Below are 15,268 nucleotides of genomic sequence, written 5' to 3'. Positions count from 1 at the left end.
CGGAACTCGGCGACTGACGGAACTCAGCGACGGCGCTTGCGCGGTCGCGGCACCTCCAGTGCCTCCAGCTGCGGTCCGTCCCCGCCCAGGACCCGCTGCCAGGCCTCGCGGTACAGACCGGCGACGGGCCGGGTGGGTACGACGACACCCAGTACGGGGCTCTCACCGTCGAGCAGGTCGTACATCGGCAGCTTCCACCGCTCCAGCGGCAGGTGCGGAATGGCGAACTGGGTCCAGCCGCCGGGCAGGAACAGCGAACGTCCGGCCTTGGAGCGGTTGCCCTCGACCACGAGGTCGGTGGCCGCGAGTTCCGCGCGGGCGGCGCGGAGCCGGGCCGTTCCGCCGCGCTGCTTCCCCCAGCCGCTCCAGCGCGCGGTGTTGCGGTCGGTGGGGTCCGGCATGGCGAGCAGCATCAGGTAGAGGACGGCGGCGTCCTCGCCGACGCCGTAGCGCTCGGCCACCTCCGCGACCAGGTCGGGCACGGACCGGGCGGGGTCCTGCGGCCACCACAGCCCGTCCGCGTCGCGCTCGCCCGCCACCGGGTCACCGGGGTCGGCGAGCAGCTCGGCGAAGGACCGGTCGTGGACCAGGCGCAGGGCCCTCTCGACGACGTTCGGCCGTTGGCCGGGGAACAGCGCCGCCATGTGGGGGTCGTTCCCGGCCGGGTCGAGCAGGGCGGTCCGCAGGGCGGCGTAGGGCATGGAGCTCGCGACGCCCAGCACGACCGCGCCGTGGCGTTCGAAGCCGTCACCGGTCTCGGTGGGGTCGCCGGCGGCCAGACGGTACGCCTCCAGGTCGATGCTCCCGCCGAGTGCGAGCAGCAGTCCCGGATGAGCCAGCCGGTCGCGTATCGCGGTCAGCACCGAGGGCAGCACGGCACGGACCGGGTCGCCGGACGGGAGGCGGTGGGCCAGCCACGCGGCCAGGGGCACCGCTGTCCGCAGGGCGTGCTCGTCGAAACCGGCCGTGTCCTCGGCGGATTCGGGACGGTAGTTGCCTGCCCTCCAGGTCAGGTCCCTGCTCAACCGTGGTTCGGCGCGTACGTCGAGGAAGCCGCGCAGCGCCTCGCCCGGTGCCCAGCCCGGTGACTCCACGGCGCGGACGGCGTCGTGGAGTACGTCCTCGGGGACGGGGACGCGCCGGCCCAGCCGCTCGTTCCAGACCTCGGCCGCCGCGGCCACGTCGGGGCCGTCCGTCCACAGCCGGAACGGCTCGGTGGGCAGCAGCGCCGCCACGACGGCCCGCAGGGCGCCGATGTCGAGGGACCTCAACTCCTCCTTGGCCACGCGGGCGTCGGCCGACTTCACACCGATCACCTTCAGGGTCGCGGGGGGCACGGCCACGCGCTTGTCGTCGATCTGCGGCATACCGGCGAGCACCAGCCGGGCCGTGGTCGGGGTGAGACCCGTGAGCCGGGCGAACTCCTCGGCGGCCTCGGGGCGCCACGGCGCGGGGCCGCGCTCGGCGAGCTCGGCCCGGAAGGCGGCGACCCAGCCGGGTGCCCGCGTCGGCTCCGGGACGAACGGTTCCTCACCGACCGGTGTGTCCGGTGTGTAGGGGGCGGGTGTCTCGAACCGGCCGGACGGGTCGTGGTGGATCGCGCCGTAGTGCCGGCCCCTGATCTCGTGGTGGCCGTACTGGTGGACGAACCGGTACCAGTCGTCGGGGAAGACGAGGAACGCGCCCGCGCCCAGGTCGAGGACGGTCTCGTCCGTGTAGCCCCGCACGGCGTCGGGCCCCTCGAAGAGTCTGGTCTCCAGACACAGCCGGACGCGGCGCCAGTGGCGGGGGTCCAGCTCCGTCAGCTCCCGCGCGTCCAGTTCCTCGAGGAAGTCGTCCAGCGCCCGCCGGTGTTCCTCCACGGTGGACTCCGAGGCGGCCCGCAGTGCCAGTACGGCGGGCAGGTCGGGCAGGGCCAGCGCGTTCAGGTACTCCAGCGGTTCCCGCTTGGGCAGGGACAGGTGCGCGGTGCCCGCGGCGGCCGGCTCGGCCAGGCCCTTCATGGACCGGGAGAGCAGGTGCGGCAGCTCGAAGATGCTGTGCTGCCAGTCGTAGTACCCGCGTGCGTCGCGCTTGGTCAGGCCGACGCCGTTCAGCGCCGAGGCGAGCAGGCGGTCTCCGGGCGCGGGGCGTGGCTTCTCGGGGGTGGCACCCTCGATCTCCAGGTCGAGCCGGGCGCGCGCCGCGTCCAGGACGCGCTGCTGCTCGGCGGCGAACCGCACCACTCCGGTGATGCCCGCGCGCAGTGCCTCGTGGCCGACCTGCGGCAGCAGCTTCCGGATCAGAGCGGGCACCACCTCCGGGTCCTCCGTCTCGTCCCCGGGTGCCTGCGCCACGGCAGCCTCCAGGAACGCCGCCGCGGTGTCCTCGCCGATCCGGCGAAGGGCCAGGGACCCCTGCGGGTCGCGGGGCTGGAGCAGGTGCCAGTAGCGAACCGGCGGGAGCAGGGCGGTGCCCGCGCTGAAGGCGCCGGCCCGGTGGCCCGAGAGGGCGGCGAGCACCGATCCACGCGGGTCGCGCAGTTCGATGTCGCGTCCCTTCCGGGTCACGGCCACCGGCCGGTCGGCGCCGGGGAACAGCAGTGCGTGGTCGGGGCTCCACCTCGCTCCGGGCGGCACGACGACCGAGCGTCCGGACAGGTCCTCGCCCTGCTTCGAACCGTCGGGCCGAGTGACCACACGCCAGCCGAGCACGCCGTCCACCGGGGCACACATCGGGCCGGGCGCGGCCAAGAAGGCGGGCCGCAGCCAGGCGGTGTCGAGGTGGCTGCCCTTCGGCGCGGTACGCAGGGCGTCGTCGAACCAGTCCGGTGCTCCGGCCTGGCCCACCGTGTCGCCGACCGGGTCGTACTCCCGCCAGCCGTACCGCCCGTCCTCGGTCCTCTCCCTGGCCCACACCCAGTACGAGACGCCGTCGCCGACGACCAGCCGCATGTCCGGTACGAAGGCGTCCCCCCGGCGCAGCACCCCGCGGCCGCTGGTGCGGCCGCCACCGGGCAGGGGCAGGGACACGGGAGAGAAGCCCCCGTTGACGCCGTGCTCCCCGTTCACGTCGCAGGGGTGGGAGGAGTAGGTGGAGCCCTCGACCGTCACGCGGGGCGAGGCAGTGGTGCCGTCGTGCCAGTATCCGTCCCAGTCGCCCCCGCCGGTCGGGCGCCAGTAGACGAACAACGCGCCGTCGACGTACTGGTAGCAGACCGTCCAGGGCCGGTCCTGGCCGTCCGGGAGGCGCGGCTCACACGCGAGCACCGTGCCTTCCGCCCCGATCACCCGGACCTCCGGCCCCGACAGCACGATGAGGTACGGCCAGCTGTCGGTGACCCTGATGCGCGGCTTCTCGTCGTGAGACGCGGCGGACCGCAGGGCCTGCTCCCAGGCGGGCCAGCCCAGTTCGTCGAGGACGCCGGTGCGCAGGGTGCGGGCCAGTGCGGGCGCGACGCCGGTGGCCAGGGCTTCCCGCACCTCGTCGGCGGCGACGGCCAGCACCTCTCCCGGCAGCCAGGACAGTGTGTGCAGAGCCCCGGAGAAGCCGGAGAGCTCGGCCAGTTCGCTGGTGAGGTACTTCCGGCTGATCTCCTCGACCCAGGTGGCGAGCATGGGTCGCCCGCCGGGGGACCTGGCCAGGTTGACGACGGCCTGCTCGCTGTTGCCGAAGACCGAGTCGGGGCAGCTGTACCGGAACGCCGGATGGAAGCGGGCGTCGGCCGCCAGCGCGAGGAGGTCCCGCCGGTGCTCGCGGACCGCCCAGGTGTGCAGGTTGAGCCACCGCTCGTCACCGGGGTCCGCCACCGGTATGTCCAGGGCCAGAAGCTGATCGAGCAGGTCCACGTCGCCGCCGGGGGGCTGCAGGGCGTCCCCGTGGGCCCGGAGTTCGGCACGCAGCACGTCGGCCATGCGGTCGACCAGCGGATACAGTTCCGGCGGCGCGGTGTGCTGCCTGTCGGTGTCGCACAGGGCCAGGAATCTGCGGGTCCATCCGACCGTGCCGTCGGGGGAACGCTCCTCGGCGGGCAGTGCGGCGTCGCACAACCCGGCGACGGCCCCGGACTTCTCCAGCAGGTCCAGCCACTGGGGCAGTTCGTCCCGCTCCCACTCCGTGGGCAGCTGCCCCAGCAGTGTGCCGCGGACGGCGGGCTCCCGCCGGGACAGTTCGAGCAGGGCGGCCCGGTGGGCCTTCCACCAGCCGGTGGGTGCCTTGGCCGTGCCGGGCAGCGGCAGTATCTCGCGGAGGTAGGCCATCTCCTCGGCGAGCGCGTCCCTGCCCGCGACCGACTTCGCCAGCCGGCGCAGGTCGGCCGCGCCCGGACTCGACGGCGGCACACCGTGCGCGGCGAGCCGGACGAAGAGCCCGCGCAGGTGCCGGAAGGCCGCCCTGGCCGGTACGCGGGACGCCAGGCCCTTGGCGTAGCTGGAGAGGATCTTCGTCGGTACGGCACCGGCCAGGGCGAACTCGAGGAACACCGCGTCCATGCGCGCCTCGTCGAAGGGCAGCCCGTGTGCCGTCTCGGCCTTGCGCGCGTTGACGAACATCTGGGACGCGTACGCCGTCTGGTCGGCGCCCAGGAACACCCGGCCGGCCTGCTCGTAGAAGGTCGGCAGGAAGTGCGGTACGGATCCGGCGAGCCGTTCGCCGATCGACTCGTAGGTGGCGCGTGCCTTCTTCGCCCGGGATCTCACCATCCGCGCGACCTTGTCCATCTCCTCGACGAGGGACATCGCCAGGTGGCCGTCCGAGGGGTGCCGGACCAGCACCCACTCGGGGAAGCCCATGGCCTTGTGCTGCCCGACACCGACCTGCACCGGCTCGCCCTCGGGTACGAGTCCGAGGAAGCCCGTGCCGGGGCCCTCGGTCCGGTCCTCGGCGATCAGGCGCACCACGGTCCGGCCCTCCAACGCCGGATGCCGGTAGGCCCGGGTGAACACGGGCACGGCCCGGTCGCCGCCCCCCGTGGTGCCCGGCGGCAGCACCGCACCGGCACGCAGCAGTTCCTCCGTCTGCGCCGCCGTCCTGTCCCGTGCCGTCCCGTCGCTCATGCTCATGTGCCTTTCGTGGGTGGGCGTACCGCTGCCGTTCACCGGGCGCCGTCCGTGGTCACGGTGCGGCCGGCGTGCAGGGCCGCGGCCATGCGCATGCCTTCGGACCAGGCCACGGGGCCGACCTCGGTCAACGGGAGGTTCCGGTCGGTTCCGTCCTCGTCGCTCCAGGTCAGGTTGCCGGTCCAGGCCTGTTCCTCGGCGTAGGGGTCGCTCATGCCGACCGTGGCGGTGAAGACGCGCCCGGCGTCCCGGATCCGGTCGACCACGCCGCTGCCGGAGATCCGGTAGCCGAGGGACGTGGCACGGGAGGAGAGGTGGAACCACGAGCGGTACTCGGCGTCGGCGAACTCGGTGACCGCGTGGGCCCCGAGGTCGATCCCCTCCGGTTTGCGCCAGGTGGCGCGGTGGATCTGCTCGACGCCCTGCACTACTTCCAACTCGGCCGCGAACACACGGAGTTCGTCAAGGTCGGGGAGGAGGACCGGGTGGGGCATGGTCACCGTCCGGGCCGCCAGGCGGACGGTCTCGCCGTCCAGGTTCACCACCCGCAGTCCGCCCGGTTCGTCGGCGTCGCGCAGAAAGCCGACGTCGTCGGGGCCGTCACCGACGATAACGATGTCGCGGAGCGCCACCTGCCATGCCTCGTCGGGCCAGACCCGCGCCAGCAGAGCGGCCGGCACCGGCAGTGAGGACACCATCCAGTTGGCCACCTGCGCCGCGCACTCGGCCGCGTGCCAGTCCAGCCACTCGGCGAAGCGCTGGAGCTCGACGACCTCGGGACGGTCCCGGATCTCCGCCGGCAGGGCCCTCTCCCGCTTGCCCTCCTGCCCGGCCGGGGACGCCCCCGACGCGGCCCGGGCCACCACCCGGCCCTCCACCAGCGCGACTTCGTAGGTGCCGCCCGCTGCCAGCCAACCCATAGGTTCTTCGCCTCTCCCACCACTCGGAACACGGCACGGCGCGGGAGACGGCCCTGGTCGGCGCGTTCCGCTGTGACGTTGGCGAAAGACTAGGGGCACCCACCGACAGTCGGGATCATCCTGATGGTGATCAGCGAGACGTTCGCCCCGGCATGTGGACCGGCATCCTGCTGCTCGGTCTGCTCGGCTTCGTGCCCTCGGTCCTCTTCCAGCTGGTCGAGCTGCGGGCGACCCGGCCTTCACCGTGGCGGCCGGCGAACTCGTCTGCCTGGCGGGTCCGTCCGGCTGCGGCACGACGACGCTGCCGAAGTGCGTGGGCGCAGGCTCGGCCCGGCGGCCGGCGAGGCGTTCCCGGCCGGGCGGAAGGTGACCGGTCCGCCGCCCGGCATGGCGTTCGTCTTCCACGAGTACGGACGCGGACTGTTCCCGTGGCCGCGGGTCGGCGAGAACGTCGGACTTCCCCTGAAGCAGAAGGACCTGAGCAAGGCGCGGCGCCGGGACCTGGTCACGGACGTCCTCGCCTCGGTCGGCCTCGCGGACGCCGCCGGGGCGTATCCGTGGCAGCTGTCCACAGGCACGCAGCAGCGGGGGGCCATCGCGCGTGCGCCGGCGTACGAGGCCGTCTGTCCGGGCTGACGCGTGCCGGTGCCGTCCGCCTCCCCCACCGTCGTCCGGGGACGGCTCACCGTCGGCCTGCCCGCCTAGCGGGACCAGGTGCGCACGCGGGTGGCTCCGCGCCGCGCCGAACCGCGGACCCGTGTGCACGAGCAGATCCAGGCGGCGAAAGGCGGGGCGGCCCAGCCGGTCAAGACGGACGGCGCCGCCACCTCACTGACCTGGCCGGCCCCGCGCGGCGGCTCACTCGGGGGCGGGCACCACTCTCAGGTGGGCGGCGGTACGGCGGGGCCGCGCGGGACGGTGCGGCTCGCGCAGCACCAGCGTCAGCCGGGTGTAGCCCAGCTCCTCCAGCGCCCGGGGACTTTCGACCACGACCCGGCACTCGGTGGTGCCCCAGCGCGGATCGGGGTGGTGCAGCGGCCGTACGGCACCGTCGTGTTCGACGGCCTCCGCGCCGACGGCCCGGATCCAGTGCGGCAGACCCTGGCGGTAGGCGGCCTCCATGATCGGGTCCTGGGCGATCTCGCGCCGGACGGCCTGCAGACCGGCGTCGTGGCCGTGCCGCTCCAGGGCGGCGGCGAAGTGCGCCAGCATGGGCAGGCACCAACTGGACTCGTGCTCCCCGAGCACCGCGGCCGCGTCCGGGTGGAAGAGGACGAACCTGAGGAAGTTGTCGCCCGGCATGGCCGTCGGGTGCGGTCCGGTCCCCCGGAAGAGTGCCCGGAAGGCACCGTTGGCCAGCACGACGTCCCAGCGGTGGTCGACGACGAGGGAGGGAAAGGGGACCGCGTCCAGGAGCGTGGTGTAGTCCTGGAGGTACGCCTGGGCCTCGGGGGTCGCGGGGGCGGGCCGCGGCGCCGGCCGCTGCCCTCCTGCCTGAAATGCCATCGGGAGGTCACCCCTCTTGCCTATGCGGCCTTCTCGCGGCGTCCCGATCCTGGTGCCCCGACAGAGGCGTGTCAACTATCGTGGCATTTCGTGCCTGTTGACGGCCGGAATTGGCCACAGTTGTGGCGAGACCTGGATGTGAGTTCGAACCGCAGGCTACTCTCCGGGAAGTTCACGGCAACCGCTTGTGAGAAGCCTGTGAGGCCTGTGAGAGACGTAGGAGAGCTGTCGGTGACGGATGGCTTCGAGGGTCCGGATGCCATGCCGACGACCGCGCTGCCGGCCGTCGTCGCCCGCGTCACCGCCCTCGCGAACCGGCTCGGCGTGCCGCACACCGAGGTCTTCGACGTCGGCCGTCTGTCCGCCGCCTCCGGCGTCCCCGAGCCCGTGCTGGGAGCCCTGCTGGGCGGCCGGCAGGCGGGTGAACCCGACGTGCAGGCCCGGTTCGTGCAGCGCCTGGACCTGCTGCGCCGTACCCGGCTGAAGCCGAACGGCCGCAAGTACACCCAGCAGGAGATCGCCGACGGAGCCGGCATGTCCCGGCAGCAGGCGGGCGCCCTCATCAACGGCGACCGCCGGCCCACCATGGAGCACTGCGACGCCATCCAGCGCTTCTTCCGGGTGCACGCCGGATTCCTCACCGCCGAGGATCCCGAGGCGCTCGCGGGCGCCCTGCAGCGCACCGAGCAGGAGCTGCTGCAGCAGCTCGCCGACCGGGAGCGGGAGGCGGCGGCCGCCGACGGCGACCCGCTGGAGCGGCTGTTGCAGGACCACGGCGTACGCGGAATCGCCTGGCGGGCCGCACAACTGCCCACCGACCAGCACCGCGACAAGGTCGCCGAGTGGCTGGACATGCTCCTGGAGAGCGTCAAGCGGCCCGAGTCGTGAGCCTGGGGAGAAACGTGGGCATCGGTAAGGAGATGCGCCGCCTGTGCGGCGAGTTGGTCACGGAGCTGACGCTTCCCGCCCCGGCGCGGCCCGCCGAGCTGCACACGGCGCTGTGCGAGGCGATGAGCAGGCGGCGGGGCCGTCCGGTGCTGTTCCGCATGGCCGCCTTTCCGCCCGGGACCGCCAGCGGACTGTGGCTCGACATGGCCGACCAGGACCTGGTCGTCGTCGAGGAACGCACCGCACCCGATCACCAGTTGGTCATCCTGGGGCACGAGCTGTGGCACATGAAGGCGGGGCACCGCGGCCACCACGTCGAGGGCGCGGCGGTCGCGGCCCGGCTCCTCGCCGGGGACGGCCCGGACCGGGACGACGAGGCACTGCGCGCGACGGTACGCGCGGTCGCCGCGCGTTCCCGCTTCGACCTCGCCGACGAGAAGGAGGCGGAGACCTTCGGGCTGCTGCTGGCCAGCAAGTGCCGGACGTGGCTGGCCGGTTCCTCGCTGCGCGGGCCGGTGCGGCGGGACCACCTGGCGGGACGGATCGGCGCGTCGCTGGGCTACCTGGGCTGATGACTCGATCGGGCTGTCGCGGGCCGCGTACGGGGCGCGGCTCGGCGGGATTGTCAGTGGGGGGCGGCAAGCTGGGAGTGTGCCGCCGCCGCGCGGGGGCGCGTGACCGCTGACGTCGTTGTGGGGAGAGCCGACCGATGACCACCGCCGTACTGACCGACCACGAGCGCACCGCCGTACAGGCCTACCTGCGGCTCCTGCACACCGTGCGGGCCGGTTTCGACACCGCGGCGGGGCCGGAGGGCGCCGCTCGTCCGCCCGTCGTCCCACCCTCCGTACTGGCCGAGGCGGAGGAGGCGCTCAGGGCCGCGGGCCTCGCGGGCAACGAGGAGGAGTTCTTCCGGCTGCTGCGGAGCTGGTGTCCCCGGCCGTGACGCGGGGCCCCGCACTCCGTCCTCCGGCGTGCGGACGACGCCGCCAGGCAGGGCGGGCGGCGGACGGCGCGGGGCCGCGGGACCACCGGCGGTGCCGGAAGGCTCAGGTGTGCGGGACGGCGACCGCCGTGGCGATCAGGCCGTGCCGGGAGGTCCAGCGGCCGTCGAAGTGGGCCAGGCGCCGGCCCCGCACGATCGGTCCCGGCACCAGCAGGGTGGCGCGCAGAGTGCCGCGGCGCGGGTCGCCGGGGTCCACGGAGAACTCGATGGCGGCCTCCGTGAAGTCCAGCCACAGCCCGGTGAGGGGGAACCACGCCTTGTAGACCGACTCCTTGGCGCTGAAGAGCAGCCGGTCCCAGTTAATGCCGGGACGCTCGTCGGCCAGCCGGCGCAGCCGCTCCGCCTCGACGGGCAGGGCCACACCGGGCAGGATCCCGTCCGGGAGCGGTGCGTCGGGTTCCGCGTCGATACCGAGGGAGGCGAGGTCGGTGACGCGCACCAGGGCGGCGGCGCAGTAGCCGTCGCAGTGGGTCATGCTGCCGGTGAGCCCGTCCGGCCAGCGCGGCGCACCGCGCTCTCCGGTCAGCACGGGCTGGGCGGGCACTCCGAACTTCTCCATGGCCCGGCGGGCGCAGGACCGGACGGCGGCGAACTCCCGGCGGCGCTTGGCGACCGCCCGCGCGACCAGCGCCTCCTCCTCGGGGTAGAGGGGCAGGTGCCCGGCGTCGTCCTGACCGTGGGCCTCCACGGTGACGACCGTGTCGGGCAGCAACTCCTCGATCACCGGTCCACCTCCTGTCTCGTCGGAGAAGGCAGGATACGGCGCGGCCGTCCCGGCGGCCCGGGCCGCTTGCGCCATTCGCGGGGGTAGCCCACCGACACCTCCTCGAAGCGGACACCCTCGTGCCAGGTGGTCCGCGGGATGTGGAGATGCCCGTAGACCATGGTGTCGACCCGGAACCTCCGGTGCCAGTCGGCGGTCAGGCGGGTCCCGCACCACATGGCGAACTCGGGGTACCACAGGACGTCGGTGGGGTGCCGGTCCAGCGGGTAGTGGTTGACCAGGACCGTCGGCAGCCCGGCGGGGAGAGCGGCGAGCCTGCCCTCGGTCTCGGCGACCCGCGCCCGGCACCACGCCTCACGGCTGGGGTACGGGTCGGGATGGAGCAGGAACTCGTCGCTGCACACGACGCCGGTACCGTCGGCGTACGCCAGTCCCTGGTCCTTGGTCGCGCATCCGGCGGGCAGGAACGAGTAGTCGTAGAGCAGGAACAGCGGTGCGACGACCGCCGGGCCGCCGGCGCCGTGCCACACGGGGTAGGGGTCCTCGGGTGTCGTCACGCCCAGCTCGCGGCACATCTCGACGAGGTGCTCGTAGCGGGCGGCCCCGCGGAGGGTGACGGGGTCCTTGGGGTGGGTCCACAGTTCGTGGTTGCCGGGGGCCCAGACGACCCGGCGGAAGCGGTCCGCGAGCGTGCCGAGGGCCCAGCGGATGTCGGCGACGGTCTCCGCCACGTCGCCGGCCACCAGGAGCCAGTCGTCGTCACCGGCGGGGCGCAGCTCCTCGACCAGGGCGCGGTTCTCCGGGTAGCCGATGTGCAGGTCGCTGATGGCCCACAGCTGCCCCGGGCCACCGACCGTCGATGTCATCCCCACCCCTTCCGGACGCGCGTTCGACGTCACGAGATCACATCCCGGGCTCCGGTCACAAGGACGACTCGCCCCCGGTCCAAGGCTTTCCGGGCCGGGGTCCCCCGAACCAGGGCTGCCCCGCCCCCGTGGCAGCGCTGGTGCGTCCGGGCGACACGCTTTGCGTTCGGAGGCAGGGGACCCCCTATGATCGGCCCAACACCACCGCCACGATTCCCTCCGCGCAGGGCGGCTTGGTGTCCCTCAAATCCCCCCGGCCGGGCACGGCCCCGCTTCGCCCTGCCCGCGAACCGTGAAAGGCGGCCCGCATGGTTTCTCCCGTACGCGTATGGCTCAATCGCACGTACGCGGAGAACGTCTTCTTCATGGATCAGCTGCGGAGGAATCCCGCCGACCGGGCCGTCGAGATCCACGCCACGCACGGCGACCCGGACTCCCCCGTACTGGCCGCCGCGGACACCGCCGACCTGGAGCCGGAGGGCCTGTCCCCGGGCGGTTACGTCGAGTACGCCCTGGACCAGTGCGCGCGACGCGGCATCGACGTGTTCGTTCCCCGGCTGCACCAGGCCGCGGTCGTGGCCCACCGCGCCGAGTTCGAGGCGGCGGGTACGGCGCTGCTCGCGCCGCCGCCGGAGGCGGTGGCCGTCTTCCAGGACAAGGTGATCGCCTACGAGGCGGTACGGGCCATCGGCGTCCCGGTGCCTCCGTGGTGGCGGGTCCGCACGGCCCAGGAACTCGTCTCGGCCGTCGAGGAGCTGGAAGCTCAGGGCCACCAGGCGTGCTTCAAACCGGCGTCCGGCGCGGGCGGCGTGGGCTTCCGGACGATCACCCGGGACCCCTTCTCCCTCACGCATCTGAGCGGCTTCCCGAGCCCGTCCGTGCCGCTGCGCATGGTCGTCGAGGCGCTGCGGGTGGCCCAGGAGCCGGTCGACTGGCTGGTGATGCCACTGCTGGAGCAGCCGGAGGTCTCGGTGGACTGCCTGACGGGGCCCGACAACCGGCTACGGCTGGCCGTGGGCCGCACCAAGAACGGCCGCCGCCGTGGGTTCACCCTCCATGAGCGCTGGCTGGCGCCCGCACGGCGGATCGCCGAGGCGTTCGGGCTGCACCACCTGTCCAACGTGCAGTTCCGGATGTACGGCGACCGGCCCGTCCTGATGGACGTCAACACCCGCCCGGCCGGGGGTCTGCACCAGCTGGCGCTGTGCGGGATCAACGTGCCGTGGGCGGCGGTCCGGCTGGCCCTCGGTGACGACCCGGGCGAGCTGACGCCGCCGTTCCTGGGGCAGGACTACACGGTGCTGTCCGGACCGCGCCCGCTGCGGCCCGTGTCCCTGCCACACCAGCGCGCGGACCTCCCCGCCACCCCGGCTCCGGCTCCGGCATCTGCTTCCGCATCCGCTCCTGTGAGGTATCCGGCGACCACCGCGCCGGCCGCCGGCCCGATCGCCGCCGTCGCACCGGACCCGGCCGCCGGGGCTCCCGCGTAGGACGACGCGCCGAGGGACGGCCGCCCGGCGGCTCCCCCGGCCTCCGCCTACCTCAGGTACCCCAGGCCCTGGTGGACCGCCGTGTATCCGTCCACCAGGCGGTGGGCCACGTTGACCGAGTCGACCAGGGGGTGCAGGGCGAAGGCCCGTACCGCTGCCGCGCGGGAGCCGGAACCGGCCGCCGTCAGGATCTCGCGCTCCACCGCCTTGACCGAGCAGACCAGGCCGGTGGCGTGCCCCGGCAACGGGTCCACGGCCACCGGGTGGGCGCCGTTCGCGTCGACCAGGCACGGCACCTCGATCACGGCGTCGGCGTCGAGGACCGACAGCGTGCCGCGGTTGCGGACGTTGAGGATCAGGGTGGTGCGCTCGTCCCGGGCGACGGCCCGCATCAGCGCCAGCGCCACCTTCTCGTAGCCGCCGGACAGGTCGTCGGCCTCGCGCTCGCCCGCGCCCGCGGTCTCCCGGTTCTGGGCCATGTAGGTGGCCTCGCGTTCGGCACGGGTGCGGTCCCAGGTCGCCAGGGCCGGGGCGTCGGGGCGGCGCATCTCCTCGTAGAAGCCGGCCTGCTGGTCGCGCAGGAACGCGCCGCGGGTCCGGTCCGCCGCCTGGTAGGCGCGGACCGTCTCCCGGTTGAAGTAGTAGTAGTGCAGGTACTCGTTGGGGATCGCGCCCAGGGAGCGCAGCCACTCGGGGCCGAAGAGCCGGCCCTCCTCGAAGGAGCCGAGCAGCCCCGGGTCGGCGAGCAGCCGCGGGAGTTCGTCGCGGCCGGCGACGCGCAGGCCGCGGACCCAGCCGAGGTGGTTGAGGCCGACGTAGTCGATCCAGGCCCGGTCCGGGTCCGCGCCCAGCACGCGGGCGACGCGCCAGCCCAGGCCGACCGGTGAGTCGCAGATGCCGATGACGCGGTCGCCGAGGTGCCGGGACATGGCCTCGGTGACCAGACCGGCCGGGTTGGTGAAGTTGATGACCCAGGCGTCCGGCGCCAGCCGGGCCACCCGGCGTGCGATGTCCACGGCGACCGGGACGGTGCGCAGCCCGTAGGCGATGCCGCCCGCGCCGACCGTCTCCTGCCCGAGGACGCCCTCGGCGAGCGCCACCCGCTCGTCGTCGGCCCGGCCCTCCAGGCCGCCGACGCGGATCGCGGAGAAGACGAAGTCGGCACCGCGCAGTGCCTCGTCCAGGTCGGTCGTGGCGGTCACCCCAGGGGCGTCGGGCACCCCGGCGGCCTGCTCGGCCAGTACCCGGGTCACCGCCGACAGCCGGGCCGCGTCGAGGTCGTGCAGGACGACGTCGGTCACCCGTCCCTCGGCCCGGTCCCCGAGGAGGGCCCCGTACACGAGCGGCACCCGGAATCCACCGCCGCCCAGAATCGTCAGCCTCACGCCCGCACCCTTCCGTCACCCGGCCCGACTTCCGCCTGGCGCCGATCATGGCACGCCCGGCCGGCCGGGCGCAGGACCGTGCCCGCGCCGCGATGACCGGCAACAGCCCACGCCCGGACCGCTGTGCCGGGTCCGGCGGGCACTTGTCCACGGCGGAGGGACGGGACGGGAGGTGACGCGGAAGAAGTCCCGCGGGGACAGCCCGAGCAGGTCGAGCAACCACCGCCGTACGGCGGGCCGTTCACTCCCGGACACCCCGCCCACGCCGTCGATGAGCGCTGAGCCGCGGCCGCTGCGCACCACCCGGTCGGCCCCGTGCTCGGGCTGGAGCCCGCCCGGTGACAGCCGCGTCCGGATCATACGGAGTCGGGGTGCCCCGGGGCAGGTGTCCGGTGTTCTCGGCGCAACTCCGTCCGGAACGCCGCCGGGGTCTGGTCCGTGTGCTGCTGGAAGAACTTGGAGAAGTTCGCCGCGTCCGGGAAGCCGACCGCCGCTCCGATCCGGCCGATCGGCATGTCGGTGTGGGCGAGGAGCCGTCTGGCCTCCAGGACGACCCGCTTGTCGATGAATCCCTTGGGCGTCTCACCGGTGGCGGCGCGTACCGCGCGGACCAGGGTGCGGCGGGAGTAGCCGAGCGCCTCGGCGTAGGCGCTGACGCTGTGGTTGGTGGCGAAGCCGCGTTCGACGGCGTCCCGGAAGAGGGTGAAGGCGGTGTCGCCCGGCGAGTCCGCCCGCCCCTGGCGCGCCGCCTCGGCGGAGCCGGCCGCGAGGTGGGCGAGGCGCAGCAAAAACGCCGACAGCGTGTGGCGCAGTACGGCGGTGTGCAGGCTGAGCGGCAGGGTGGTGGCGTCCTCGTACTCGCGCCGCAGTTGGTCGAGGGCGGCCGTGAGCCCCGCGAGCCGTGCCTCGTCGGGGCGGAGCAGGGGCGGCAGGTCGTAGCGGTAGAGGCCGGTGGCCTCCACGGTGGCGCGGGGCAGGAAGCCCGGCTGCATGGTCAGCACCGTTCCGCGGTACTCGCTCCGCGGTGAGAAGCGGTGGACCTGTCCGGGCCGGATCCACAGCAGATCGCCGGCCGTCGCCTCGTACTCGGCGAAGTCGATCATGTGGCGGACGGGGCCGCCGGTGAAGAGCATGACGACGTGGAAGTCGATGCGGTGCACGCGGTGCAGCGGGGCCTGCGCGTGCCAGGTGCGGCCGGCGCCCATGGGACCGACCTGCATGCCGACGCCGAGGAGGCTGAGATCGACCGGGAAGGGAAAGGTTCTGATCCCGTCACCGTCACCGTCGCCGTCAGCTTGGATGCTTTCGTCCGCCACGTCCGCCATGTCCTTCTCGTGCCGCCCCACCCGTGCGCCCCGGCGCCGGGGCAGTGTCCCAGTTTCACCACAGGCTGGCACACCACGACCTTCACTCTCAAAAGTCAGACTTTTAAGTTTGAACACGTCAG

11 protein-coding genes and 1 pseudogene are annotated in these 15,268 nt (G+C 73.5%); 5 read left to right on the top strand and 7 right to left on the bottom strand.

The window, feature by feature from the left end; all coding sequences use genetic code 11:
- Positions 1 to 23: 23 nt before the first annotated feature.
- Both ACH4NX_RS18445 and ACH4NX_RS18440 read right to left on the bottom strand, forming a co-directional pair.
- Positions 24 to 5,039 carry a DNA-binding protein gene (locus ACH4NX_RS18445; protein ID WP_398128051.1) on the bottom strand — a complete coding sequence of 1,672 codons (5,016 nt, stop codon included), beginning with the start codon at positions 5,037 to 5,039 and terminating at the stop codon, positions 24 to 26.
- Positions 5,040 to 5,071: 32 nt separating this feature from the next.
- A complete protein-coding gene (locus tag ACH4NX_RS18440; protein WP_398128050.1) occupies positions 5,072 to 5,956 on the bottom strand; it encodes a DUF4132 domain-containing protein in 885 nt (294 codons plus the stop codon).
- A 244-nt stretch (positions 5,957 to 6,200) separates the two neighbouring features.
- Between ACH4NX_RS18440 and ACH4NX_RS18435 the strand changes: the two are divergent.
- A pseudogene (locus ACH4NX_RS18435) lies at positions 6,201 to 6,760 on the top strand (ATP-binding cassette domain-containing protein); the annotation flags it as partial.
- Positions 6,761 to 6,814: 54 nt separating this feature from the next.
- Here the strand turns inward: ACH4NX_RS18435 and ACH4NX_RS18430 are convergent.
- On the bottom strand, positions 6,815 to 7,462 hold the full coding sequence (locus ACH4NX_RS18430) for a hypothetical protein (RefSeq protein ID WP_351395744.1): 648 nt from the start codon (positions 7,460 to 7,462) through the stop codon (positions 6,815 to 6,817).
- A 231-nt stretch (positions 7,463 to 7,693) separates the two neighbouring features.
- Between ACH4NX_RS18430 and ACH4NX_RS18425 the strand changes: the two genes are divergently transcribed.
- The 3 genes from ACH4NX_RS18425 to ACH4NX_RS18415 all read left to right on the top strand — a co-directional run bounded on the left by ACH4NX_RS18425 (position 7,694) and on the right by ACH4NX_RS18415 (position 9,296).
- Positions 7,694 to 8,350 carry a helix-turn-helix domain-containing protein gene (locus ACH4NX_RS18425; protein WP_398128102.1) on the top strand — a complete coding sequence of 219 codons (657 nt, stop codon included), beginning with the start codon at positions 7,694 to 7,696 and terminating at the stop codon, positions 8,348 to 8,350.
- Positions 8,351 to 8,382: 32 nt separating this feature from the next.
- A complete protein-coding gene (locus ACH4NX_RS18420) occupies positions 8,383 to 8,922 on the top strand; it encodes a toxin-antitoxin system, toxin component (RefSeq protein WP_398128101.1) in 540 nt (179 codons plus the stop codon).
- Positions 8,923 to 9,059: 137 nt separating this feature from the next.
- Positions 9,060 to 9,296 carry a hypothetical protein gene (locus tag ACH4NX_RS18415; RefSeq protein WP_351395628.1) on the top strand — a complete coding sequence of 79 codons (237 nt, stop codon included), beginning with the start codon at positions 9,060 to 9,062 and terminating at the stop codon, positions 9,294 to 9,296.
- Positions 9,297 to 9,399: 103 nt separating this feature from the next.
- On the opposite strand, the gene ACH4NX_RS18410 is transcribed toward ACH4NX_RS18415, so the two are convergent.
- Together ACH4NX_RS18410 and ACH4NX_RS18405 are read right to left on the bottom strand one after the other, a co-directional pair.
- Positions 9,400 to 10,080 carry a 4'-phosphopantetheinyl transferase superfamily protein gene (locus ACH4NX_RS18410; protein WP_351395630.1) on the bottom strand — a complete coding sequence of 227 codons (681 nt, stop codon included), beginning with the start codon at positions 10,078 to 10,080 and terminating at the stop codon, positions 9,400 to 9,402.
- Positions 10,077 to 10,946: a metallophosphoesterase gene (locus ACH4NX_RS18405; RefSeq protein WP_351395633.1), complete on the bottom strand. Its 870-nt coding sequence runs from the start codon at positions 10,944 to 10,946 to the stop codon at positions 10,077 to 10,079. Before ACH4NX_RS18405 ends, ACH4NX_RS18410 begins: the two co-directional genes overlap by 4 nt.
- A gap of 308 nt (positions 10,947 to 11,254) precedes the next feature.
- On the opposite strand from ACH4NX_RS18405, the gene ACH4NX_RS18400 reads away from it, so the two are divergent.
- Positions 11,255 to 12,436: an ATP-grasp domain-containing protein gene (locus ACH4NX_RS18400; RefSeq protein WP_398128049.1), complete on the top strand. Its 1,182-nt coding sequence runs from the start codon at positions 11,255 to 11,257 to the stop codon at positions 12,434 to 12,436.
- A gap of 47 nt (positions 12,437 to 12,483) precedes the next feature.
- Here ACH4NX_RS18400 and ACH4NX_RS18395 read toward each other — a convergent pair whose 3' ends face one another.
- A complete protein-coding gene (locus tag ACH4NX_RS18395) occupies positions 12,484 to 13,821 on the bottom strand; it encodes a 6-phospho-beta-glucosidase (protein ID WP_398128048.1) in 1,338 nt (445 codons plus the stop codon).
- A gap of 356 nt (positions 13,822 to 14,177) precedes the next feature.
- Positions 14,178 to 15,146, bottom strand: coding sequence for an AraC family transcriptional regulator (locus ACH4NX_RS18390; RefSeq protein WP_398128047.1), 969 nt, complete (start codon positions 15,144 to 15,146; stop codon positions 14,178 to 14,180).
- Positions 15,147 to 15,268: the final 122 nt, after the last annotated feature.

It is taken from the genome of Streptomyces sp. NPDC017225 (genome assembly GCF_044331465.1).
Lineage (GTDB): Bacteria > Actinomycetota > Actinomycetes > Streptomycetales > Streptomycetaceae > Streptomyces.
This window is presented reverse-complemented; position numbering and strand designations above follow the sequence as displayed.